Origin of the sequence: Methylocystis rosea, assembly GCF_003855495.1 — a bacterium.
Lineage (GTDB): Bacteria > Pseudomonadota > Alphaproteobacteria > Rhizobiales > Beijerinckiaceae > Methylocystis > Methylocystis rosea_A.
In genome coordinates this window covers 2,456,014-2,479,489 of sequence record NZ_CP034086.1, presented here as the reverse complement: position 1 = coordinate 2,479,489, position 23,476 = coordinate 2,456,014, and the positions used below count along the sequence as shown (strand labels likewise).

16 protein-coding genes and 1 pseudogene are annotated in these 23,476 nt (G+C 60.8%); 11 read left to right on the top strand and 6 right to left on the bottom strand.

The genetic code is table 11. The features are described 5' to 3' along the window. Positions 1-126: 126 nt before the first annotated feature. The 9 genes and pseudogenes from EHO51_RS20880 to EHO51_RS11895 form a co-directional block, all read left to right on the top strand. Positions 127-1,995 (top strand): annotated as a pseudogene (locus EHO51_RS20880) (type I polyketide synthase); the annotation flags it as partial. Next, positions 1,907-6,547 carry an SDR family NAD(P)-dependent oxidoreductase gene (locus tag EHO51_RS11930; protein WP_245434572.1) on the top strand — a complete coding sequence of 1,547 codons (4,641 nt, stop codon included), beginning with the start codon at positions 1,907-1,909 and terminating at the stop codon, positions 6,545-6,547. The pseudogene EHO51_RS20880 and the gene EHO51_RS11930, both read left to right, overlap by 89 nt. Positions 6,548-6,601: 54 nt before the next feature. Next, positions 6,602-7,633 (top strand): 3-oxoacyl-[acyl-carrier-protein] synthase III C-terminal domain-containing protein, encoded by a 1,032-nt coding sequence (locus EHO51_RS11925; protein ID WP_124739083.1) that lies wholly within the window; start codon positions 6,602-6,604, stop codon positions 7,631-7,633. 211 nt (positions 7,634-7,844) lie between these two features. Then, positions 7,845-8,756: a ChbG/HpnK family deacetylase gene (locus EHO51_RS11920; protein ID WP_124739082.1), complete on the top strand. Its 912-nt coding sequence runs from the start codon at positions 7,845-7,847 to the stop codon at positions 8,754-8,756. 43 nt (positions 8,757-8,799) lie between these two features. Next, entirely contained in the window at positions 8,800-9,720 is a 921-nt protein-coding gene (locus EHO51_RS11915) for an SDR family oxidoreductase (protein ID WP_124739081.1), read from the top strand. Next, the gene (locus tag EHO51_RS11910; RefSeq protein WP_124739080.1) at positions 9,711-11,078 is read left to right on the top strand and encodes a glycosyltransferase; all 1,368 of its coding nucleotides are present in this window, start codon (positions 9,711-9,713) and stop codon (positions 11,076-11,078) included. The genes EHO51_RS11915 and EHO51_RS11910 overlap by 10 nt, the downstream gene beginning before the upstream one ends. A 51-nt stretch (positions 11,079-11,129) precedes the next feature. Further along, the gene (locus tag EHO51_RS11905) at positions 11,130-12,146 is read left to right on the top strand and encodes an efflux RND transporter periplasmic adaptor subunit (RefSeq protein WP_124739079.1); all 1,017 of its coding nucleotides are present in this window, start codon (positions 11,130-11,132) and stop codon (positions 12,144-12,146) included. After that, complete coding sequence (devC, locus tag EHO51_RS11900) at positions 12,143-13,315, top strand: ABC transporter permease DevC (RefSeq protein ID WP_124739078.1); 1,173 nt, start codon at positions 12,143-12,145, stop codon at positions 13,313-13,315. Before EHO51_RS11905 ends, devC begins: the two co-directional genes overlap by 4 nt. Beyond that, on the top strand, positions 13,312-13,980 hold the full coding sequence (locus EHO51_RS11895; protein WP_124739077.1) for an ATP-binding cassette domain-containing protein: 669 nt from the start codon (positions 13,312-13,314) through the stop codon (positions 13,978-13,980). The genes devC and EHO51_RS11895 overlap by 4 nt, the downstream gene beginning before the upstream one ends. A gap of 418 nt (positions 13,981-14,398) precedes the next feature. On the opposite strand, the gene EHO51_RS20530 is transcribed toward EHO51_RS11895, so the two are convergent. Then, on the bottom strand, positions 14,399-14,596 hold the full coding sequence (locus EHO51_RS20530) for a hypothetical protein (RefSeq protein ID WP_164479389.1): 198 nt from the start codon (positions 14,594-14,596) through the stop codon (positions 14,399-14,401). Between the two features lie 592 nt (positions 14,597-15,188). Here EHO51_RS20530 and EHO51_RS11885 point away from each other — a divergent pair. Then, positions 15,189-15,557, top strand: a complete 369-nt coding sequence (locus tag EHO51_RS11885; protein ID WP_124739075.1) for a copper resistance CopC family protein — start codon at positions 15,189-15,191, stop codon at positions 15,555-15,557. Positions 15,558-15,731: 174 nt separating this feature from the next. On the opposite strand, the gene EHO51_RS21250 is transcribed toward EHO51_RS11885, so the two are convergent. After that, positions 15,732-15,863, bottom strand: a complete 132-nt coding sequence (locus tag EHO51_RS21250) for a hypothetical protein (protein ID WP_281024482.1) — start codon at positions 15,861-15,863, stop codon at positions 15,732-15,734. 165 nt (positions 15,864-16,028) lie between these two features. On the opposite strand from EHO51_RS21250, the gene EHO51_RS11880 reads away from it, so the two are divergent. After that, positions 16,029-17,177 (top strand): copper resistance D family protein, encoded by a 1,149-nt coding sequence (locus tag EHO51_RS11880; RefSeq protein WP_245434879.1) that lies wholly within the window; start codon positions 16,029-16,031, stop codon positions 17,175-17,177. A gap of 44 nt (positions 17,178-17,221) precedes the next feature. Here the strand turns inward: EHO51_RS11880 and EHO51_RS11875 are convergent, their stop codons facing one another. The 4 genes from EHO51_RS11875 to EHO51_RS11860 all read right to left on the bottom strand — a co-directional run bounded on the left by EHO51_RS11875 (position 17,222) and on the right by EHO51_RS11860 (position 23,461). Next, positions 17,222-18,844, bottom strand: a complete 1,623-nt coding sequence (locus EHO51_RS11875) for an adenylate/guanylate cyclase domain-containing protein (RefSeq protein WP_124739074.1) — start codon at positions 18,842-18,844, stop codon at positions 17,222-17,224. Between the two features lie 178 nt (positions 18,845-19,022). After that, complete coding sequence (locus EHO51_RS11870) at positions 19,023-19,394, bottom strand: response regulator (protein WP_026222544.1); 372 nt, start codon at positions 19,392-19,394, stop codon at positions 19,023-19,025. Between the two features lie 17 nt (positions 19,395-19,411). After that, positions 19,412-22,183: a response regulator gene (locus EHO51_RS11865; RefSeq protein ID WP_124739073.1), complete on the bottom strand. Its 2,772-nt coding sequence runs from the start codon at positions 22,181-22,183 to the stop codon at positions 19,412-19,414. 3 nt (positions 22,184-22,186) lie between these two features. Further along, positions 22,187-23,461, bottom strand: coding sequence for an urea ABC transporter substrate-binding protein (locus tag EHO51_RS11860; protein ID WP_124739072.1), 1,275 nt, complete (start codon positions 23,459-23,461; stop codon positions 22,187-22,189). Positions 23,462-23,476 lie beyond the last annotated feature (15 nt).

The window sequence follows — 23,476 nt, the reverse complement described above, 5'->3', positions numbered from 1 at the left end:
TAATTATCCAATAAGGTCATGCAATTGGCCGCAACTGAAGGAATATATGTTGCGTTCCCCTAAGGAATGGGGTGGTGGCCCGATCTAGGCCCTAACAGCAAATCCTTGTTTTGAAACGCACCGCGCATGCGCGCTTCAGCGACGCATGATCCCCAACCACATGTGTACAGCCAGAGATATCCCATGGACGAACGCAATCCGAACCTGCAGAACTCGGGATTTCGCGGCGACGAGGTCGGAGAGTTGGAGCCGATCGCGATCATCGGCGTGGGATGCCGCTTCCCTGGGGGCGCCAATAGCCCGGACGCATATTGGGACCTCCTCGTCTCCGGCCGGCCGGCTATTCGCGATGTTCCGGAAGACCGCTGGAGCATGGATCGATTCTTCAACGAAAACCCCGATAAACCGAACAAGATCTACACCCGCAAAGGCGGCTTTCTCGACGAGGCGGTCCATCGCTTTGATGCGGCGTTCTTCAATATATCGCCACGGGAGGCGGTCCATGTAGACCCGCAGCAGCGACTGCTCATGGAGGTGGCCTGGGAATCTCTGGAGGACGCCGGCGTCGTTCCGGAAACGCTCGCGGGCTCCGAAACGGGCGTCTATATTGGCGGCTTCACGCTCGACAGCATGCTCGATCAGCTGAGCCCGCATAATCGCGAGAATATCAGCATCCATTCGGGCACCGGCGCGCTGATGACGCTGCTGTCGAATCGGCTTTCCTATTTTTTCGACTTCCGCGGCCCCAGCCTCTCGGTTGACACGGCCTGCTCCTCGTCGCTCGTGGCCGTGCATCTCGCCTGCCAGGATATTTGGCGTGGCCACGTTTCCTTGGCGCTGGCGGGCGGCGTCAACGTCATGTTGCGGCCCGAGTATCCGATGATCATGGGCAAGGGCCACTTCTTGGCGCCGGACGGCTATTGCAAGAGTTTCGACGAACGCGCCAATGGCTATGCGCGCGGCGAGGGCGCCGGGGTGGTCTTGCTTAAGCCCTATGCCGCCGCCATGCGAGACGGCGATCATGTCTACGCGACGATACGCGGCACGGGCGTCAACCAGGACGGGCGCACCGACGGCATCACAATGCCGAGCGCTGCGGCGCAGGAGGCGCTCATTCGGCGTGTCTACGCGCAAAGCGGCGTGCCATTTAGCGACGTGCGCTACGTCGAGGCGCATGGCACCGGGACGCCGGTGGGCGATCCCATCGAAGCCGGCGTGCTGGGGCGCACGATCGGCGCTGGACGCGACGCTGACGATGCCTGCCTGATCGGTTCGGCGAAATCGACGATCGGCCATCTCGAAGCGGCGGCGGGCGTCGCCGGACTCATCAAGGCGGCGCTCTGTCTCGACCGAGGGGCCGTGCCGCCGCAAGCCAATCTGCAGAACCCCAACCCGAAGATTCCGTTCCAGGAACTCGGGATTCGCTTGCCGACCAGCCTCGAGCCGTTTTCGCAAGGCGATGAGGACGTATATTGCGGAGTCAATTCTTTCGGCTTTGGCGGCACCAACGCGCATGTGGTCCTTCAGCGGGCGGAGAAGCCGCGGTTAGAAGAGAAGAAGGATGGGTCGGCGGGAGAGCAGATCCTGACCCTTTCCGGCCGCGATCCCAAGGTGCTGACCATTCTCGCCCGCTCCTATGCGCAGATGCTCTCGCGCGGCAGACGCGCGGCGCTTGAGGACATTTGCCATTCGGCGCGAATTCGGCGCTCCGCCCACGAATGCCGATTGAGCGTCGTCGCCGCTTCGGCCGCCGAAATGGCGACGGAGCTCGAGCAGTTCGCCGCACACGGCTACAGCGACCACGTCATTCAGGGCAAGGCGGCTCGGCGCGCCGAATCGCGACCGGTTTTCGTGTTTACCGGCATGGGGCCCCAGTGGTGGGGCATGGGCCGGCAATTGCTCGAGAATGAACCGGTCTTCCGCAAGGCGGCAGAGGAGATCGACGCGATCTTCCGTCCGCTCGCCGGCTTCTCCATTCTCGAGGAGATGCGCGAGGACAAAAGCCGCTCACGGGTCAAAGAGACGCGTATTGCGCAACCCGCAAATTTCGTCGTGCCAGGTTGCCTTGGCCGAACTTCTCCGTTCCTGGGGCGTCTATCCGGCGGCGGTGGTCGGACACAGCGTCGGCGAGGTGAGCGCCGCCTATATCTCGGGGGCGCTCAGCCTCGAGGACGCCGTCGCCGTCTCTTATCATCGCAGCCGACTTCAGCAGCTGGCCGCCGGCAAGGGACGCATGCTGGCCACCGGCCTCAATCGAGAGCAGGCCGAACGCATTCTGGAGTCCTATCCGGATACAGTTTCGGTCGCTGCGATCAACAGCGTGTCAACGGTCACGCTGGCTGGCGAGGGCGAAGCGCTGGCGTCGATCGCCGAGCAGCTCGCAAAGGACGAAGTGTTCAATCGATTCCTCGATGTCGAGGTGGCGTATCACAGCCCCCAGATGGAGGAGCTGAAGCCGGAGCTGCGGACCTCCCTCCACGGGCTGCGCCCGCAAACGCCTCACACACCGCTCTATTCCACCGTAACGGGTGGGCGCGTCGAAGGGCCCGACTTGGATGCGGAATATTGGTGCTCCAATATGCGGAAGCCTGTGCTGTTCGCCGACGCGATGGTCGCCATGGTGGCCGACGGACTAAGCGGCTTTCTCGAGGTCGGCCCGCATCCCGTGCTCTCGACGTCAATCAAGGAAGTTCTGCGCAACAGCGAAGCGGGCGGCGTTTCGATCGCCACCTTACGCCGTGAGCATCCTGAGCGCGCGACGGTGCTCGCAGCGCTCGGCGCGCTCTATGTGAACGGCTATGACGTGAACTGGCGCGCGCTATCTCCCGCCGGCGCGCGCTTCGTGAAGCTGCCTTTGTATCCCTGGCAGCGGGAATATTATTGGAACGAGACGAGCGCAGGCGCGCTCGACCGACTTGGCCGCACGGAGCATCCCCTGTTGGGAAGTCGGGTGTCGTCGCCCACGCCGAGCTGGGAGCATGATCTCGGAAGGCCATCGATCTCCTATCTGGCCGATCACGTCATCGAGGGATCAATCATCTTTCCGGCCGCCGGCTATATCGAGCAGGGTCTGGCGTTGGCGTCGCTGCTTGATGGCGGACAGGCCAGTTACACGCTCGAAGATCTTTCCTTCCTTAGACCGCTCGTCTTCCCGACGCTCAAAGATCCGATTGTTCGGGCGACCTTCGATCGGAGCTCGAGGGAATTCCATATCTACGGCCAGACGGACGACGAAACCGACTCTTGGACGCTGCACGCGATGGGCCGGGTGCTTACCTTGCCGCCGCCTCGCACCGGAGCCGAGTCGTTGGCGGAGGTGAAGGAGAGAATAGGGGAGTCGGTCGACGTCGGCGAACTTTATGATCGGTTGGCTGCGCACGGGCTGGCCTATGGTCCGCACTTCCGCACGATTCGCACTCTGACGCGGAACGGCGCGGAGATACTGGCGGAGCTGGAGGTCATTCAAGGGCCATCCGAGGAGCTTGAGGCCTATCGGCTTCATCCAGCCCTCCTCGACGGCGCCATTCAAACCCTTGTGGGCGCGATCGGCCAGGGCAAGCTGCAGGAAGCGACCTATCTGCCGGCTGGCGTGGGTCGAGTGGTTTTTCACGCTGGAAGCGGCGCTCCGCTTTGGGCGCACGGACGCGTGACGAATCAGTCATCGGACGGGTTCGAAGGCGACCTTATTCTCTATCGCGCGGACGGCAGCATCGCGGCGGAAGTCCGCGGCGTCAGATGCAAGGCGCTCCACACGAAGAAGCTCACGCCAGAAGAGCGGCTTGAAAGCCGATCCTACGGGCTCGCTTGGGAGGTCAAGCCGCTAAGCGAAACCGATCAACAGGCCGGAGACTGTCTGCTCTTCGCCGCAAATCCGGACTCTTGCAAAGAACTCGCGGCCGCGCTTGAAGCGACCGGAGCCAAAGTTCGGACCGTGGACGCGCAGTCGCTGACGGACGTCATCGCCGCGCGCAAGCTTATCGACGAAAGCCCGCAGCTTCGCGCCATCGTCTTTCTGGGAGAGTCGACGCCAGGCGCGCAGGACGCGGTGAGCGATCTTGGCGAAGCCAAGCGCCTTCTCCGCCTTGCGCAAGCGCTCGAAGGCCAGGACGCGGGCGACGCCTCCCCCAGACTGTTCGTCGTGACGTCGCTGGCGCAGCCCCTGCCGGGTTCGCAGACGGTGAATCTGGCGCACGCCGCGCTGATCGGTCTGGCGCGCACGATCGCCGGCGAAAATCCCCAATTGAGATGCACCGCCGTCGACGTTGATCCCCTTGACGGGAGCCGCAGTCTCCTCGCTCGGCAAATCCTCAGCGACGATCCCGAGACTGAGGTCGCGTTGCGCGGCGATGTGCGGCGCGTGCAGCGGCTTGTTCCGGCGGCCGCTCTCCGCCAGGAGGAGGAGGAGCCCGAGACACGCACCGTCTCCGCCGCATCCGTGCCGGCCTTCCGCCTGTCGCGCGGCGCCGAGAACCGCCTCGAGAGCCTGCGCTTCGAAGAGGCTCCTCGGCCGGCTCCCGCCGCAGGCGAAATCGAAATCGAAATCAAGGCCGCGGCGCTCAACTTCAAGGACGTGCTGAAGGTCCTGGGCATGTTGCCCGCCAAGGCTCTGGAGGGCTCCTATCACGGCGCCGAACTCGGCATGGAGGCGGCGGGCGTCGTCACCGCCGTCGGCGAAGGGGTGACGGCCTATAAGGTCGGCGACGAGTTGATGGGCTCCTTCAAAGGCTCCTTCAGCTCCCATGTGCGCGTTCCCGTCGATAGCCTGCTCGCCATGCGCAAGCCGTCGTCCTTGACGTTTGAAGAGGCCGCCAGCGTTCCCGTCATCTTCTTGACGGCCTATTACGCCTTACATGACATCGCACGGCTGAAGGCTGGCGAAACAGTGCTCATTCACGCCGCCGCCGGCGGCGTGGGGCTGGCGGCGATCCAGGTCGCGAAATCGATCGGCGCACGTATCTTCGTCACGTCGGGAAGCGAGGCGAAACGCGACTATCTGCGCACGCTGGGCGTGGAGCAGGTCTTCGACTCGCGCAGTCTCGAATTCGCCGACGGCGTCCTAAAGTCGACTGGCGGCCGGGGCGTCGACGTCGTCCTCAACTCGATCGCGGGAGAGACGCTGGTCAAAAGCTTGGAGGTGACGGCTCCCTTCGGAAGGTTCGTCGAGATCGGCAAGCGCGACATCGTCGAGAACGCGCGCCTGCCGCTGCTGCCCTTCAACAAGAACCTCCTGTTTGCAGCGATTGATCTCGATCGACTCATGGCGGAGCAGCCGAGTGCGATTCGGGAACTTCTCGCCCAAATCTGGGACCGGTTCGAGCACGGCGATCTCCGCCCCACGCCTGTGACCATCTTCCCGCTGCACGAGGCCGCGGACGCGTTCCGGTTCATGGCGCAATCAAAGCAGACGGGTAAAATCGTCCTGTCCTTCAGCGACCCGGCGCGCGTTGAAGTCGTGCCGGAGGAAGTCGAGAAAAAGCTGATTCAGCCGAAAGCCACCTACATGGTGACCGGCGGCTTCAGCGGCTTCGGCCTGAACGCTGCGCGTTGGCTGGCGCAGCAAGGGGCGGAGAATCTGGTCCTCGTCAGCCGCAGCGGCGCCGCCTCCAGCGAGGCGAGACGCGCGGTGACGGCGCTCGAAGCGCAAGGCGTCAACGTGGTGAGCATCGCCGCCGACGTCAGCGTCGAAGCCGACGTGGCGGAGATGATGGCGCGGATCGACCTCGAGCTTCCGCCGCTACGCGGCGTGGTGCATTCGGCGGCAGTGCTGGATGACACCGTGCTTTCTGGACTCACCGACGAACGGTTCGACGCAGTCTATCGCCCCAAGGCGGTCGGCGCCTGGAACCTGCACCATGTGACGCGCAATGCGCCTTTGGACTTCTTCTTGTGTTTTTCGTCCATTTCGGCGCTCATCGGCAATCCTGGACAAGGAAACTATGTCGCGGCCAACGTCTTCCTCGACATGCTCGCGCACTACCGGCAGACGCTCGGCCTTCCCGGTCAAAGCGTCAATTGGGGCGCGATCGGCGACGTCGGCATGCTGACGCGCGACAAGACGGTTGCGCAGCACCTCGCGCGGGCAGGCATCCAGCCAATTTCCTCCACGGAGGCGCTCGAGGATCTGGAAGGTTCTCTGCTTCAGGGGACGGCGCAATTCGCCTATGTCGATGTCGACTGGTCCAAGTGGGCGTCCACCCATCCGGCGAGTTCGGCGCCCCGCTTCGCGCCTCTTGTCAGTGAGTCCCGCGACGAGTCCGACAGCGTCATCGACCGCGTCCGCGCCGAACTGGCGCAGATTGAGCCGGAACAGCGCGGCGAGCACATTGTCGGCGTCGTTCGTCGCGTCGTCGGAGAGACTCTTCGCATCCCCTGCGATCGCATCGACATAGACGCTCAATTGTCCGATATGGGCATCGACTCGTTGATGGCCGTTGAATTGCAGGTCGCGGTCAAAGCGACGCTGGGCGTCGAAGTTTCTCTCATGGAGCTCATGAAGGGACGAACGGTCGCGTCGCTCGGTCGAGATTTGCTGAAGCGTTTAGGCTGAAGGCGACTGACCAGTCTATCAGATCTGCACCTGCTGAGTTCGAGGAACATAGAAATGCGCATTGATGCCGTGAAGGCCGCCTTGCCGTCGCGCAAGCTGTCGAATGAAGACATCCTTCAGATTGTCCGTGAAAGCAGCGAAGCGACGTATGACGGTGATCTCGACGCGGCGATTAAGAGAATCGAGAGCTGGCTGACCTACAGCGGCGCGCAGACGCGTTACACGCTAGAGGAAAACGAAACGCCGTTGAGCGTCTTGACCGGCGCCATCGACGCGGCGCTGGAAGAAGCGAAATGCACCAAAGATGACATCGACACGCTCGTCTATGTTGGGGTGGGACGCGGATTCATCGAGCCGGCCGGCGCTTATCTCGTGGCGCATGCGCTGGGCTTCAAGAATGCGCATTGCTTCGATGTGCTGGACGCCTGCAACAGCTGGTCGCGGGGCGCCCAGATCATCTATCACTTTCTGCAGTCGGGAAGCAGCAAGCGTGCGATGATCGTCAATGCCGAGTTCAGCGTCACCGGCAATCGGCTTGGCAATTTCGCCCTGCGGCACGAGGGAGAGTTGACCTGGACGTTCCCGACATACACGATCGGCGAGGCGGCCACGGCGACCATTTTTTCAGCCGATCCGACGAACGAGTGGAAATTCAAGTTCCGCTCCCGGCCAGATCTCGCCGATCTCTGCACGATCCCCGTCAACGGCTTTCAGGGCTATTGCAACCAGACTGAGCGCATCGGCAAGAACGGCAACCGGTTTACGTCCTACGGTTACGAGTTGTTTGAGGCCGCGGGCCCCGAACTCATCCAGGTGTTTCAAGATCTCAATCCGCCTTTGGACAAGCTCCGCGCGATTTTCCCTCACGCGGCGTCGCAAAAGGCGGGCGACGACCTCGCCGATCTGTTCAAGCTGCGGCATCTGGTGTCGAACGTTTACCCGCGCTGCGGCAATCTCGTTTCCTGCTCGGTGCCGGCGGCCATGGCCTTCGCGATCGAAGAACAACGCGTCGCGCGTGGAGACCTGCTTGCAGCGGTCGTCGCCAGCGCGGGCATGTCGTTTTCGGCATATTCCTTCATCTATTGAAGCAGCTCACGATGATGCTCACGACATTGCCAGCCACTGTCACCGGCGCCCATGGCGTCGGTCGCTGCATCGCGACGCGTTGTTCAAACAGCCAGCGTCGATTCCCGATACTTGCTGAGTGGAGACGCGCCTCGCTCATTCGCCGAGATCCCGGTCCTTCGTTCCGGCGACTGTTTCCCAAACGGCCGCGCGCAGTCGAAGGGCGGGAGCAATGAGCGACGACCGCATCGTCGCGATCTGTGCTGACGATTACGGCCTGTCCTACGGGGTGAGCATCGGCATTCTCGAGGCGCTGGACGCCGGCCGGCTGACGGCGGTCTCCGCCCTCGTGAATGGCCCACGCTGGCCCGCCATGGGGGTCGAATTGCGCCGGCGCTGCCGGAATGCAGATGTCGGCCTGCATTTCAACCTCACGCTGGGCCGCCCGCTGGGACCGATGCCGACCTTCACTTCGGAGGGGAGCTTTCCGCCGGTCACGACCGTCGTCCGCCTCGCCCTGCGACGCAAGCTTCCCCTGGATGAGATACGCGCTGAGATCGATCGCCAGCTGGACCGCTTCGAGACGGTGATGGGCCGCGCGCCGGATTACGTCGACGGCCATCAACATGTGCATGGGCTGCCGGGCGTCCGCGACGCATTGATCGAGGCCTTGGCGGCTCGAGGGCTCGCCGGTCGGGTTTGGCTGCGCGACGCCGGCGACGAGCTGCATCGCATCGTCCTGCGCGGGGCCCATGCCCCCAAAACGCTCGCCCTGGCGCTCGCTGTGCAGGGCCTGTCTTCCGGTTTTCGCCGCGCAGCGCTGCGTCAGGGCTTCGTGACCAATGAGGGTTTCTCCGGCCACTCGGTTTTCGATCCGGGGAAGGACTACGCACGAGCCTTCGAGACCTATCTTCGCGCGCCGGGGCGCCGCCATCTCGTCATGTGCCATCCTGGCCATGTCGACGACGAGCTCAGGGCCCAAGACTGGGTGACCGTCACCCGCGAGCAGGAGCTCGCCTTCCTGCTCTCGCCGCGTCTACCGGACATGCTGGAAGAGCGAGGCTTAAGGCTCGCGCGGCTCAGCGAGGCCCGTCTGTACCCATCGCCGGGCGGCGGACAGATGAGCGAGGCGACGCCTCAATGAGCGAAGGCCCGACGCGGTTGCTCGAAGCGCAGGGGATTTCCGCATGAGCGAGGGCGCGAAGCGGGCCGTCGTCATTACGGGCGCATCGACGGGCATCGGCGAAGCCTGCGTCAGGCTGCTCGTCGAAAGGGACTTCCTGGTTTTCGGTTCGGTGCGCACGGCCGCCGACGCCGAGCGTCTGAAGGCGCAATTCGGTGAAAATTACGCGCCGCTCTTCTTCGATGTGACCGACGGCGATGCGGTCGCGCAGGCAGCCCTTGCGGTCGAGGACCGGCTTCAGGGCGGGACGCTGGCGGGGCTCGTCAACAATGCCGGAATGGCCGTGGCGGGACCGCTGCTGCATGTGCCGGTCGAGGAGCTGCGCCGCCAGTTTGAAGTCAATGTCATCGGCCAGCTTCGGGTGACGCAGGCCTTCGCGCCGCTGCTCGGCGCCCGCGCCCCTCAGGGAGAGCCGCCGGGCCGCATCGTCAACATGAGCTCGGTGGCGGGCCGGATGGTCGGGCCGTTGATGGGACCCTACAGCGCCTCGAAATTCGCGCTCGAAGCGATGTCCGACGCGCTCCGCCGCGAATTGGCGGTCTATGGGATCGCGGTCGTGGTGATTGAGCCCGGCATGATCGCCACGCCGATCTGGGACAAGGCGGAATCGGCCGCCTTCGACGCCTTCGACCGGACGATCTACGGCCCAGCCGCGCGCCGCGTGCAGAAATGGGCGGTGGACCAGGGGCGCACCGCAGTCGGGCCAGAGGTTGTGGCCGAAGCGGTCCATCGCGCGCTCGTCGGGCCGCGGCCGCCGCTGCGCATTCTCGTGCTCGGCAGCAGCGCCTTACACTACTACGCACAGCTGCTCATACCGGCGCGCCTCATGGACTGGCTGATGGCGCGCCATTTCGGTTTCGATAAAATTCGGCGGCCGCAGGTCTCGAGCCGTGCCGCCAAAAAAGAAGTGATCCAATGGCCCTAGACCGCCCGAAGATCCTTATCACGACCTTTGGCACGCTTGGCGATGTGAATCCGTTTATTGGACTAGGGCGCGCGCTGCAGCGGCACGGGTGCGTCCCGGTCATCGCCACGTCAGAAGAATATCGGGATCTGGTGCAGAGCGAAGGGCTCGACTTCCGGCCTATGCGACCGGATCTGGGAGAAATCTCATCGCGGCTCAATATGCAGAAGGGTGAGATCGCGACCAAAATGTCGCGGAGTAAAAGATTTCTATTTGATCAGGTGATGTTTCCACATCTTCGCGACGCCTACCGTGACGTCATGGAACTGACGAAGGATGTTGATGGCGTCGTGACGCATTGCTTAGCGTTCGGCGCTAAGGCCGCTGCGGAACAGCGGAATCTTCCTCTCTTCAACGTATTTCTTTCGCCCATGCTGCTGTTTTCTGCGGACAATCCTCCGTTAGGGACGCCGGCGCCGTTCATGACGTCTCGGTCGCCGCTCGCCGTCGGATATAACGGGCTCCTGCTAAAAACGCTCGAAGCGGCGTTGACTCTCCTGGCTTCGCCGCTTGCGCGATTCAGAGATGAACTGGGTTTGCCTGGCGTGCGCGGGTTTGAGCTTTTGGTGGGCGCTCCGGGCGCAGCAGCGACGATCGGGTTGTTCAGCTCGCTCCTGATGCCGCCGGCGTCCAAGCGGACACGGTCGGAAATTGTTGTTGGACATAGTTTCCACGACGGGTGCAACACGCCAGCGGGCGGGTCCGACCCGGAGGGGCTTCCGTCTGATTTAATAGAATTTTTGGACTCAGGGTCCGAACCTATCGTCTTCACGCTTGGGAGCCTCGTCGCGATCGATCGGATAGACTATTTTCGAGCCTGCGCCATCGCAGCTCGATCCCTCAACAGGCGTGCTATTCTTTTGGCGGATAGCGCCGATGTGAACAAATTGCGACAAGAGATGTCTTCCGAGATTTCCGTGCACGGCTACGTCCCGCATTCGCTGCTGTTTCCCAGATGTTGCGCTATCGTTCATCACGGCGGAATGGGATCTGTTGGGCAGGCGCTGCGCGCCGGCAAGCCACAACTTGTCACCCCCTTTTGTAACGACCAATTCGATATCGCTGAGCGCCTGAGGCGACTTGGCGTTGCCCGTACGCTGAAGGCTAAGGACGTCTCCGCTGATCAATTGGCGCGGAACATTGAACCGCTCTTGTCGTCGGCTAGTTATGCTGATCGTGCGAGGGCGGTCGCTGATGAAATCGCATTAAACGATGGCGCGGAGTCCGCCGCGGCGTTAATATCGCAAAGGCTCAGGCGTCCAGGACGAGAAATAAGCGGTTGCGTTGTCGAAGATGAGCCTGGAACAGAACGCGTTTGAAGACTGCGGCGGCAATGTCTAAATCCCGATAACGGCATGGCGGCGGGTGAAATGAACCACGAATTTCGTTTCGGAATGTCGGATGGCGCGGCTCTGCATCGGGCGGAACGTTTGCTGCGGAGTCGCATTTCCCTGCGATTGATCCTGCAGATCCTTCTCATCGCAGCGTTGACCATCGGCGTGCCGCTTTTCGTCTGGGCGTATTTCGTGGGCGCCGACGACGCGCCCGCCAAACCGATAAAAGAAGCGACGTGGGCTCCCGCGGCCCTCGGCGTTGGCGCGCTGGGCTGGATCGAACCGCGCTCGCGACTCATCCGAGTGTCGAACGAGGCGGCCGCGACCGGCGGCGTCGTCGGCGAAATACTGGTGCGGGAAGGCCAGGCCATCAAGGCGGGGACCCGGATCGCGGTGCTCTCCGACTGGCGTCGTCGCCGAGCGGAAGTGGCGCTCGCCGCGGCGGAAATCAGCGCCGCCAAGGCGCGACTCCTGGCAGCTGAGGCCGAACTCGAGAGCGCCCAGCGGGACGCCGAGCGCAAGAAGAGCCTGTACAAGTCCGGCTCCGCCACCCTTTCCGTGGTTGATGGCGTCGAGTTGCGCCTGAAAAAGGCCAAGGCGGATGTCGACGTTGCGACCGCGAGCATTCAGCAGAGCGAGGCCAATCTGGAGCTCAAACAGGCGCAACTGTCGCAGGCGGTGTCGACCGCGCCGATCGACGGCGTCGTCATCAAGATCAATGCGCGCCCCGGCGAGCGCATCGGCCCCAACGGCGTGGCCGATATTGCGAATCTCAACGAGCTGGACGTCGTCGCCGAAGTTTACGAGACCGACATTCCACGGGTCAGAGTCGGTCAGAAGGCGATTGTAAAACTTCCGGAGCGGACCGCGCCCTATCCGGCAAAGGTGCGCGAGATCGCTTTTCTCGTCCGCAAAAATCATGTCAACGACGCTGATCCGCTCGCCGACCGCGACAATAGGATCGTTGAGGTGCGGTTGACTTTGGAGCGTCCAGGCATCGAGCAGCTTTGGCACCAGCTCTTCCGTCAGGTTCAGGTGCAAATAGAAAAGTGAGCGGTTTACCCCCGGCGCTCTTCGCCGCTCGATTAGCGTGGCGCCAGCTCATCTACGACAAGCCCAAACTGCTTGCCGCCACTTTGGGCGTGCTGTTCGCCTGCGTCCTCGTGTTCATGCAACTTGGCTTTCGAGACTCGCTTTACACCAGTGCGTCTTCCGCGCCGCTGAAAATGCAGGGCCAGCTGTTTCTGCTGCACAAGCAGACCGAAGCCCTCTGGCGCCCGGTCTCCTTCGAACGCAGCATCCTAATGCGCGCTTTGGGCCTTCCGGCGGTGCGGCGAGTCGTGCCGCTCTACATGTCGCTCGGGCAGTTCAAGAATATGGACACCCATATCCAGCGGACGCTGATGATTTATGGGTACGATCCCACGGCCGAGCTTATTCATATCGACGAATTTGCGACGTTCAGATCCGAGCTGCAGCGGCAGGACACGGCGCTCTTCGACGTGACCTCGCGCCCGGAGTTTGGTCCGATAAAGGAGTTGATCGCCTCCGGGCGCGACATCACCGAAATAAACGGTCGCAAAGTAAAGCTCGTCGGCACCTTCAATATGGGCACCACTTTCGCCGCCGACGGCAATGTCGTGATGAGCGATCTCAACTTTCATCGCGTTTTCCCTTCGCGATCCCTCGATCAGATTGACATCGGCTTCGTCCTGCTGGCGCCGGGCGCCGACATCGCCGCGGCGCAAGCCGCACTCTTGCGACTCGTCGGGCAGGAGGTGCAGGTCCTAACCTATGAGGAGCTCGTCCGCTTCGAGCAAGCCTACTGGGAGAATTCGGCGCCGCTCGGCTTCATTTTCGGCTTCGGCACGCTCATGGGCCTGATCGTTGGCATGGTGATCGTCTATCAGATCTTGTTCACGGATATTGGAAACAACATTCCGCAATACGCCACTTTGGTGGCCATGGGATACAGCCAGTCTTATCTGCGAAACATTGTCTTTGCTTCGTCGATATACCTGGCCGTATTCGGGTTTCTGCCGGGCATGGCGCTGTCCACGCTGCTCTATCAAGTGGCGGAACGCTCTATTTTCATCCCGTTCCCAATGACCCTCTGGCGTATCGCCAGCGTCTTCTTTTTCATTCTGACAATGTGCGCGCTGGCCGGCTTACTGGCGATACGCAAATTGAAGTCGACGGATCCGGCGGACATGTTCTCATGAGCATGATCGAGGTGAAGGGTTTGAATTTCGCTTTTGGACAAGGCGAGTTGCGTCGTCAGGTCCTGACAAACATTCATCTTTCCATCGAAACCGGCGAAATCGTTATTCTCACCGGGCCCTCTGGCTCCGGAAAGACGACGCTGTTGACCATCCTGGGAGGGCTGAGGCTTGCGACCTCCGGAAGCGTCGTCGTACTCGGCGAACAACTGGTGCGCAGCGAAACCAGCACGCGGATCGCGGTGCGGCGGCAGACAGGATATATTTTTCAGCAGCACAATCTCTTCCTCTCGCTGACCGCCACAGAGAACGTCTGCATGGCGCTTGAGCTGCATGATTTATTTTCTGAAAAGCAACGGGTCGGGCTCGCGCGTCAAATTCTGACTCAGGTCGGACTGGAAGAGCGTCTGGAGTATCGGCCGCAGCAGCTTTCTGGCGGACAGCGCCAGCGCGTTTCGATCGCGCGCGCCTTGGTTTCCAGGCCGAAGATCGTGCTCGCAGATGAGCCAACCGCGTCTCTCGATAAGAATAGCGGCCATGAGGCGGTCGAGATTTTGAGAAACCTCGCCAAGCAGAATGGAACCACGATTCTGATCGTTACCCACGACTATAGAATATTGGATATTGCCGATCGCATCATCAACCTCGAGGATGGGATCATCAAATAACGATCAAGTCGCACCAAAGCCGTCAGTGTCACGATACGTCGAATTGGGGTTTGATCCACTCGCGTCGGCCGAAGCGAAGATCAGTCGCGCCGAGACCAGCATCGCAAGTTAAACATATGAATGCCGTCCGGACGCAACGTTCGTTTGTTTTGGCAGGAACGTCGGCCAGACTCGCACAGAGTCCTGCTCGGCCGCACACAGGCCAGAGGAGAAAGCCAAAATGCGTAGAGTCTTCTTCGCCCTATTAGGCCTGCTGGCCGGCTATGCCGCTGGAGCAGCCCTGGGAGGAGTCCTCGTCGCGCTTTTCTCTGGCAACGCGCACGATAAGGATCTTGAGATCGTGATGACATCTGCCTTCGTCACGGGGCCAGTGGGAGCCTTGATGGGGTTGCTGGCCGGGTTGTTCATGCAGCGCGGCTCAAAAGGGGATGAGCGAAAAAAGCAAGGCGAGCCCCGATAGAATGAAAGCGATGATCCCCCCGGAACGCACGAAACTCCCGCTCTTGTAAAAGCCTTCGCTGCGCAGGGATTGACCCAGGAAGTAAAGGCAGATGGCGACGATCAGGAGCTTGAACCAGATCGGATTATCGCCAAAGGGAAAAATCGGTACGACCATCGCGCCTAGCATTCAGAAAGGTTTGTCAGCAAGACATCCGCCTTCCATAGGATACGCGCTTTCTTCAACAAGCGCGCCGAGCGGATCAGTTCCGCAAGCTGCTCGCGCTTCTTCGCGCTCAGCAGGGCAACGTAGTTTTGACGACAATCTCTTTCCCCGCCGCGAAACACCTTGATCGCTGTTGTGTCTGAACCATGCGACGCCAAACAGGCGCTTCGTTGCTTACTCATCAACCTGTTGCTGAACTGGTTCGCCCGTCGCGATCGACAATAGGCGCGCGCGCTTTTCCTGTCGTTCGTCCAAAGGGCGTTAGGCGCCATGCGCGTTAGGGCTGCGGCGCTGAAGGCGCAGGCCTCGCGCACTGGGCTTCGGTTACGAGCCCTCTACGGCGACGACAATGGCCCTCGTCATTGCATCAACACCGAGAGCAAACGCGCGAACGATCTGCAGGGTGGGGCAGGCGCGTTCGGCAAGACGCCCGAGGAGAAACCGCAACAAACATGGACGATGCTCCGCTTGTCGCTATACGCGCGTGACTTAGATGCAATGACAATTAAAGCCGAAAGGCGCTGGTTTTTAACGAGGACTCACGATGATCCCACGGAAAAAATTAGCGTTTCTACTGTCGCTTATCCTTGCGTTCGCGCTTGTGCGCGTTCCCTGCCTCGCACATGCGGCTCTCATCTCGGCTTCGCCTCAGGATGGCGCAACGGTTCCAAGCGGAGAAGTCGTCATTCAGCTTCGGTTCAATAGCCGTATTGACTCGAAGCTTTCGCGTCTCACCCTTCTCAAGGCCGCCGACCAAAGCGTCGTTCAGCCTCTCGAAACGAGCCCAGTATCCGAGGGCCTAAAAGCGAGAGCGCCGGACTTGAGGTCGGGCGCGTATACGCTCGAGTGGCAAATACTGAGCCTTGACGGCCACCTGACGCAAGGCAGGCTGAACTTTCGCGTGGAACGCTGAATATGCAAGCCTTCATTGCGTTGTACGGCTTTTTGGACCTCGTGCTGCGCGCATATCTCCTCGCCACGCAAGCGATCATCGTGGGTGGCGTAGCGTTTCTGACGCTCGTTCTGTCCCCTCTTGAAGGAAAAATAGACGCCGAAGAGGCGCCAATTGCGCGACGTTGCCTGCGCATTACTTTTTTGGAGCTGCTGTGCTTCGGTCTTCGGCGAGATCGTTGCCGTGGGCGTGCTGACCGCGATGCTCGTCGGAACGTTGCAGGTGGACTTTGCCGTCGCAGCCAGCGCCGACGCCGTCGTCAGTCATTTCATCGCCATGATCCTGTCGGGCGCACTGGCGCTTTACGCCCGCCTCGGCGCCCGCGTCTTTTTCATGTGGAGGGGCGGCGCAGTCGCTTTAGCGTTGCTGCTGGCGTGGGCGCATGTGGGCGTGACACATGCCGCGAGCCGCCCCGTCGCCTCGGCGTTGCTGGTGACGACCGAGATTGTGCATGTGCTCGCAGCGGCGATCTGGATCGCCGGCATTCCGTTCTTGTTGGTCGCGCTCGGAATGACCAAGAGCGGCGAGGCGCGGCGATTGCTCGCCTCCAAATTCTCGCGGAACGCCATGTGGTCCGTGGGAGCATTGATTGCCGCCGGCCTCTTGATGATGACGCGCCACACGTCGGATCTCAGCGCGTTGTATGAAACGAATTACGGAATGCTGCTCAGCACCAAAATTATACTGCTGTTTGGCCTGCTATGCTTTGCCGCCGCAAATCTTTCGACAACGCGCAGACTGTGGCGGCTTTCTTCCACGCCCATCAGAAGATTATTGCGTTTCGCTGAGGTGGAGGTGGGGCTGGGCCTGGTTGCGCTGTTTTGCGCCGCCGCTCTTGCATCTGCGTCGCTCCCGACGGACGGCGGCGCGGAGCGCACGAGTCTGTCTGAGATCACGGCGCGTTTCGCCCCGCGTTGGCCGAGTTTTTATAGTCCAGCGTATGCCGAGCTGTCCGCTGCGCAAACAGTCTTCAGCGTAGCCGAACCACGAACGCCTAGCCCACCCAGCGCGGCGGATATCGCCTGGGCGGAGATGAATCATCATTTGGCGGGCGTTTTTGTTGTCTTCATGGGCTTTTTCGCCTTGCTGGAGCGCCATCGCAAAACCGCGTCGGCGGCGCGTCATTGGCCTCTGCTATTTTTGATGCTTGGCGGCATTCTGGTCATTCGCGCCGATGAAACCGCATGGCCCCTCGGACCCATAGGGTTCTTCGAAAGCCTTCGTGATCCTCAGATCGTCCAACACAAAGTCATTGTGGTCCTTATTGCGACCTTTGCGATATTCGAATGGCAGGTTCGACGCGAACGCTTTAGATCCGACTGGCCAGCCTTCGTCTTCCCCATAACAACCGGCGCGGCGGCAGCGTTTCTGTTGACGCACTATGGACACACGGAAGGCAAAGACGAGGTTCTGGTCGCGATCAGTCATACGCCTATCGCGTTGCTCGGGGTTGTCTCCGCGAGCGCGCGCTGGCTGGAAATACGTTTGTCGGACACGTCCGCAGGTCGAATTGCTGGTTATGTTTGGCCCATGGCATTCATTTTATCGGGCCTCTTGCTTCTGCTCTACCGAGAAGAGTGACGCCCCAGTCCCACAAACTTATAGTGCAACCGGGAGGCTGCGCCCTACCTTCTCCCGGTCAGAAAAAACGCTTCCATGGCGCCCTTGCCTTTGATTTCGAGGCCGTCGCGCGGCGCCAAAACAAAGTCTCTGCGCAGATGCTCGTAGGTCGATGCTGAAACCTGGATGCGGCCCGGAAGGCTGTTCGACTCCAGCCGGCTCGCAATGTTCACCGCATCGCCCCAAATATCGTAAATGAACTTGTGCGCGCCGATGACGCCCGCGACGACGTCGCCGGAGTTCATGCCCATCCTGATCTCGAGCGGCGTCGGCAAAGTATCGTTGAGAATGTCCAGTGTTTCGGCCATCGCCAACGCCATGTCCGCGACGGCGTGCGCGTGATCGCCCCGATCGCCGAAGAGCCCGCAGGCGACCATATACGCGTCGCCAATCGTCTTGATCTTCTCGACGCCGAATTTAAGCGCGAGCCCGTCAAACGCCGAGAAAACGCTTCCCAATACGCCAACAAGTTCGGGAGCCGGCAGCCTGGAGGAGAGCTCGGTGAAGCCGACGAAATCCGCAAACAGAATCGTGACGTCGCTGACATGATCCGCGATGACCGTTTCGCCGCTCTTCAGACGCGCGATAATCGGCGCCGGAAGAATGTTGAGGAGAAGCTGCTCGGAGCGCTCTTTTTCGATGCGCAACGCTTCGAGCGCCTCGCGCTCCCGGTCCCGTAGATGCTTTTTCTCCAGTGACGATCCGATGCGCGCGCGAAGGAGCACCGGATCGAAAGGCTTCTCGAGATAATCATCGGCGCCCGCTTCGATGCATCTGACGATGGAGTCGATCTCGTTCAAGGCCGATATCACGATGACTGGAATGTCTCTCAACGCAGGATCAGACTTGAGGATCGAAAGAACATCGAAGCCGCTGATATCCGGCATCAGCAGATCGAGGAGAATGAGATCGAAGGGCGCCTCCCTCAACATCTCCAGCGAGCAAGACCCATTTTCAGCCAGCGCGACAGAGTGGCCCTGTCGTTCCAGACGGCGCTTCAGGAGCTCGCGATTAGACGCGTTGTCGTCGACCACGAGGATGCGACTCGGCCGTACGGCGACACTGTCGGCTTCGTTTTCTGAGATCGGCTGGACAGAGGCGACGAAGCGATGAGCGACCATGGCGGAAACAGGTCCCGAGCCGACTTCGGCGTCCGTCGCCGCCTCGGTTTCGGGGAGTGAAAAACTGACCAGGCCGTCGATACGCTCAAGCAGGCGCGACGCTTCCTCTAAAAGTCGATTGAGGTCCGAGACCAGCGCCTGCGCGTCGTCAACGCCCGCTGCGTCTTCGCGCAGCATCTCGCCATAACCCTTTATGGCGTTGATGGGCGTGCGCAGATCGTGCCGCAAGTGGCGACGATAGTCCTCGGAATCCTCGCCTGGCCCGCGCGTCGGCTCGCGCGACCGACTGACGAGTGACGCGATGACATCAATCAGCGAACGGCTGGCGGCGTGGATTTTTTCGAGGTCGTCACGAAATTCCCCGTGACCGTTCCTTTCGGCCTCGTCCAGCAATATTTCCGCATAGCCTGCAATCGCCTCTGCAGGCGCGCTCAGCTCCTGCTGCACATAAGCAAGCAGTGCGCGATCGCTCCTGTCGGCGGCCGGCCGGAAGTCATGCGACGTCATGTTATTTTTCCAGAAAGCCGGAACGCGCCAACGTCCGCCGTCCAAGATGCGTGACTCGTATTTCTCATAAATGTCTCAACCGGTGGGGTCGCCAGAGTTCGCTCTACGATGACGGCTACAGGAACGCGGCCGTGCATCTGGAGACGGAGGCTTCGAGACGACAATCGATCAGACGATGCTAAGCGCCAGATTGAATCAGGGCCGTGATCTTGCCCAGAAGTCGCGTGATCTCGACAGGTTTCGTGTCATAGTCGTCGCATCCCGCTTCGATCGCCTTCTCCCGGTCCCCCGCCATCGCATGGGCGGTGAGGGCGATGACCGGAATCTTGCGCGTCGCTTCGTTTTCTCTGACCCGGCGGGCCGCCTCCCAGCCATCGATGACCGGCAGGCTCATATCCATCAGGATGAGATCGGGCGATTCGGCGGCGGCCATATCGACGCCCTGCTGGCCATCTATGGCGATCACGACTTCATAGCCATTTCGCCTGAGGCGCCGCGACAGCATATCCCGGTTCATTTCATTATCTTCGACAAGCAAAATCTTCACCACCGACCCGGTCTCCAATGTCAATGCGCTTGGACGGCGTCCGCCGCGCTGGGATTGAGGCACTGACGCATAATCGTCACCAGCTCCTCAAGATAGTCATGGTCCTTCGTGATGATGTCGGCTCCGAATTCTTTCAGCTTGCGCATATCCTCTTCGCTGAGATCTTTCGCCGTGACGATGATGACCGGCAAATGGTCATAGGCGCGGCGCTTACGCAATTCTCTCAAGAAACCGAAGCCGTCGAGATTTGGCATCATCAGGTCGAGAAGGATCAGGTCCGGCGCCGGATTTTCAGCGATCCAGTCGAGCCCATCCTGCCCGTTGATGGCGGCTTCGGCCTTGTAGCCAGCGCCCGAAACACAGCGGCAAAGAAGCTCGCGCGTCGCGGAGTCGTCCTCGATGATGAGCACCGTCGTTTCGCTCGATGCCGCGCAATATTGTGTCATCAGGGCCGTCAAGCGCTGACGGTCGATTGGCTTTGTCAAAAGCTCCGCCGCCCCGAGCGGAATCGCCAGAGCGCGCTCGTTGAGAATCGTCACCATGATGACGGGGATGTTCCGCAGCTCATCATCCTCTTTGAGCTGCCTGAGCACGCTCCAGCCGTCGAGCTGGGGCATCATCACATCCAGCGTGATCGCATTCGGCCTGTGCTGTCTCGCCAGGGCCAGCGCTTCCAGCCCATTGCGGGCGGCGATGACGTGATAGCCCTTGTTCTCCAAAGTCCGTGTGAGCAGGTCGCGCGCGGTCGCGTCGTCGTCGACGACCAGTATCGTCGGGAGAGGCCGGGACGACGTCGGCTCGGCCCGTTTCTTCGTCGCGAGAGGCTCCTGCCGGTCCGGAAGCCTGATCGTGAAGGTCGAGCCTGCGCCCAGCGCGCTCCCAACGGAGATATCGCCGCCGAGCGCCGCGCAAAAATGCTTGGTGATCGCGAGCCCCAGCCCTGTCCCTCCAAAACGCTTCGTGGTCGAGGCGTCCGCTTGGGTGAAGGCCTGGAACAGGCGGGAAAGCTGCTCCTGCGTCATGCCGAGCCCCGTGTCCGACACGTGAAAAATCACAAAAGCGTCGGCGTCCCGCTCGACGGTCAAAGTGACTTTTCCCTGGCTCGTGAATTTGTTTGCATTGCTCATGAGATTGAGCAGGCACTGCTTGACCTTCGTTTCGTCGGACAAAAAGCCGCCCACGTCATCCGGGCAGCAGAGCTCAAGCGCGTTGCCGTTCTTGTCGGCGAGGGGCTGAACAATTGAAAGGACCTCATTCACGAGAGGCCTGATCTCCACCCTCTCGATGAAGACCTCCATCTTTCCGGCTTCGATTTTGGAAAGATCGAGAATGTCGTTGATCAGCCCAAGCAGGTGCCGGCCCGCGCTCTCGATCCTCTTCAGGTCTTCGATCGGCTCTGGATCGCCGTCGTCGATCGCGTTCTCCTGAAGCATTTCGCTATAACCGATGATGGCGTTGAGCGGCGTGCGCAGCTCATGGCTCATGTTTGCAAGAAAAGCGCTTTTTGTCTTGCTGGCTTCCTCGGCCGCCACGCGCGCAACTGACAATTCCTCGTTCGCGAGCTGAAGTTCGCGCGTGCGCGCCCGGATCTTGTCCTCCATGGAATCGTAAAGTCCGCGCAGCTCCACGGTCATCGAGCGGATCGCCGTCAGCAGGAGCCCCGTTTCGTCACGGCTGCCGATCGCGAATTTTACGTCGAGGTCCCCCGCCGCGACCTTCTCGGCGACGCCGACGGCGGTCTTGATGGGCTTGGTGATCGTGCGCGCGACGCCCATGGCCAGAGCGATAATCGGCGGAATCATGAAGAACAGCAGCCAGAGCGTCGCCTCTTTTTGCGCGCTGGTGAGCGCGAAGGCCTCCTTCGTGCTCTGCTGTACGACCATGCCCCAGCGAAACGACGGAACATAGGTCCATGAGGCGACGACTGGCCTGTTCAAGCGGTCATCGAAGAGGCCTGAGCCGTGGACGCCGGCGAGCGCCCGAGCGAGCGCAGGAAAAGCGCTGCCATCGAGCGGCGCCCTGATGCTGAAAGCCTTGGAAGCGTCGTTCCGCAGCGGATTGACCACGACCATTTGGCCCTGATCGAAGCGGGCGGCGACCAGCACCTCTCCTGTCTCGCCGAGACCTGTGTAGTCGTTGATGAGGCTGTAAAGCTCCTGGTTATCGAGCTGGAAGACGACGACGCCAATCACGACGCCGTTTTCCAGAACAGGACCCGCAATAAAGGCGGCCGGCTCTTTTAGCCCCGGATAGATCTGAAACGCCGAAATTTCGGCCTGCAGCAATGTGCGCGCGCGATTAATCGTGTCCGAAAGCTCCGTTCCCTTGAGCGGTCCGCCGAGCGAACTTGGGTTGAAAAGGGCAGGGTCCGACTGCTCGAAAAGCATGAAGCCTTCGGGAGAGACAATCGCGCAGTCGACATAGTTGAACGTGTCGGAAAAACGCTTGAGAACCGCGCCGTGTTTCGCGACAGCTTGGCGATAGGATTCCGAGTCTCTCCCGCTCGTCTTTATGGCTTCGGAAAATTCCCGGGTGGCCTCGCCAATCGAGGCGCTGTGCATCAGAGACTCGACGCTTCTGATTTTTTCAAGCGTCAGAGTCTCCAGCTGCTCCACTTTCTTCTTGGCGACAACCTGCAACGACGTTTGAATCGCCTGCTCGAGAGACTCTCGTGAAATGTCATAGGTTCGCCAGGCGAGGAGGCCGCAGGAGACGATGTTGATCGCAAGGAACCAGAAGATGATCTTGGCGCCGATGGAGCGCCGAAGGAAATCGAGCCTGGGAAGCTTCATGGATCAGTCCGCCTCTGTCGGATTCGCCCATCTGCCGCCCCATCTGTTGTACAAGGCGGTTAGAAATTCCTCCCACTCGGCTTTCGTGCGAGTCGGCGGATAGGGCACGGGACGGATCGGACGATCGATCGTCCAGACAAGCTCGATCCGGCCATCAGTTTGAATTTTACCAACAGAGAAAGACCGCCACGTATGCTGCGTGTAAGGATCGACCGACACCAGACCTTCCGGCGCATCAAGGGTCTCGGTCAGCATGGTGCGTTTGACCCTCTGCACGTCGAAGGACTGCGCCTCCTCGACCGCCTTCGCCCATAAGATGACGCTGAAGTATGAGGTCGCAATAACGTCGCCCGTCACACGGTTGGCGCCATATCTTTCACGAAAGGCGCGAACAAACCGCTCGTTCGCCGGCTTCTTGATCGCCTCGAAATAGCTCCAGGCGCTGTAATGGCCTTGGAGGTTGGCAATCGGTAGGCTGCGAAGCTCTTCCTCGCCGATGCTGACGGAGACAACCGGCGCCTTATCAGCGGAAAACCCAGCGTCGGTCAGCGCCTGATAGAACGCCTTGTTGGAATCGCCCACGACCGAACTGATAATAACGTCCGGCTGCGCCAGCTTGATTTTTTGGACCGCCCGAGAGACGTTGGAGCTTCCGAAGAAAATATAGTCTTCGCCCACAAGCTCCGCGCCAAGCGCGCGGATCGTGTCCTTCATAATTTCGTTGATGCTGTGCGGCCAAACATAATCCGAGCCGATCAAAAAGAATTTTTTGCCAATGTGATCGAGGCTCCATTTGATCGCCGGAATGACCTGCTGATTAGGCGCCGCGCCCGTGTAGATAATGTTGGGCGACTGTTCGAGTCCCTCATAGGCCATGGGATAGACCAGGAGCTGACCATATTTTTCGATAATGGGCGCAACCGTCTTACGGCTTGCGGAGGTCCAGCATCCGAAAATCACGGATACGTGTTCCTCGGTGATCAGGCGCTCGGCCTCTTTCGCGAAGGTCGGCCAATCGGATTTGCCGTCGGCGATGATCGGCTGAATCTTGCGTCCCAGTAAGCCGCCCTTCGCATTGATCTCCTCAATCGCGAGAAGCTCCGCGTCGACCATTGAATTTTCGCTGATCGCCATCGGCCCCGAGCGCGAGTGCAGGATGCCGACCTTGATCGGCGCGCTTTCCGCCCTGAAAAGGAACATCGTCGCGGCGACTACCATCGCGGCGGCGAGAGCGACCGCGATAAAGCCTTTCCACGCGCTGCGAGTGTCGAGGGCCATTGGCCGTATCCTGCT

Excerpts from the sequence above, each read along its gene's own strand:
- EHO51_RS11920 (WP_124739082.1), top strand. The coding sequence starts at position 7,845 with ATGAGCGACGACCGCATCGTCGCGATCTGTGCTGACGATTACGGCCTG.
- EHO51_RS11885 (WP_124739075.1), top strand. The coding sequence starts at position 15,189 with ATGATCCCACGGAAAAAATTAGCGTTTCTACTGTCGCTTATCCTTGCG.
- EHO51_RS20530 (WP_164479389.1), bottom strand. The coding sequence starts at position 14,596 with ATGGTCGTACCGATTTTTCCCTTTGGCGATAATCCGATCTGGTTCAAG.
- EHO51_RS11915 (WP_124739081.1), top strand. The coding sequence starts at position 8,800 with ATGAGCGAGGGCGCGAAGCGGGCCGTCGTCATTACGGGCGCATCGACG.
- EHO51_RS11930 (WP_245434572.1), top strand. The coding sequence starts at position 1,907 with ATGAACCGGTCTTCCGCAAGGCGGCAGAGGAGATCGACGCGATCTTCC.
- EHO51_RS11905 (WP_124739079.1), top strand. The coding sequence starts at position 11,130 with ATGAACCACGAATTTCGTTTCGGAATGTCGGATGGCGCGGCTCTGCAT.
- EHO51_RS11895 (WP_124739077.1), top strand. The coding sequence starts at position 13,312 with ATGAGCATGATCGAGGTGAAGGGTTTGAATTTCGCTTTTGGACAAGGC.
- EHO51_RS11860 (WP_124739072.1), bottom strand. The coding sequence starts at position 23,461 with ATGGCCCTCGACACTCGCAGCGCGTGGAAAGGCTTTATCGCGGTCGCT.
- EHO51_RS21250 (WP_281024482.1), bottom strand. The coding sequence starts at position 15,863 with ATGACTGACGACGGCGTCGGCGCTGGCTGCGACGGCAAAGTCCACCTG.
- EHO51_RS11910 (WP_124739080.1), top strand. The coding sequence starts at position 9,711 with ATGGCCCTAGACCGCCCGAAGATCCTTATCACGACCTTTGGCACGCTT.
- EHO51_RS11875 (WP_124739074.1), bottom strand. The coding sequence starts at position 18,844 with ATGACGTCGCATGACTTCCGGCCGGCCGCCGACAGGAGCGATCGCGCA.
- EHO51_RS11925 (WP_124739083.1), top strand. The coding sequence starts at position 6,602 with ATGCGCATTGATGCCGTGAAGGCCGCCTTGCCGTCGCGCAAGCTGTCG.
- EHO51_RS11865 (WP_124739073.1), bottom strand. The coding sequence starts at position 22,183 with ATGAAGCTTCCCAGGCTCGATTTCCTTCGGCGCTCCATCGGCGCCAAG.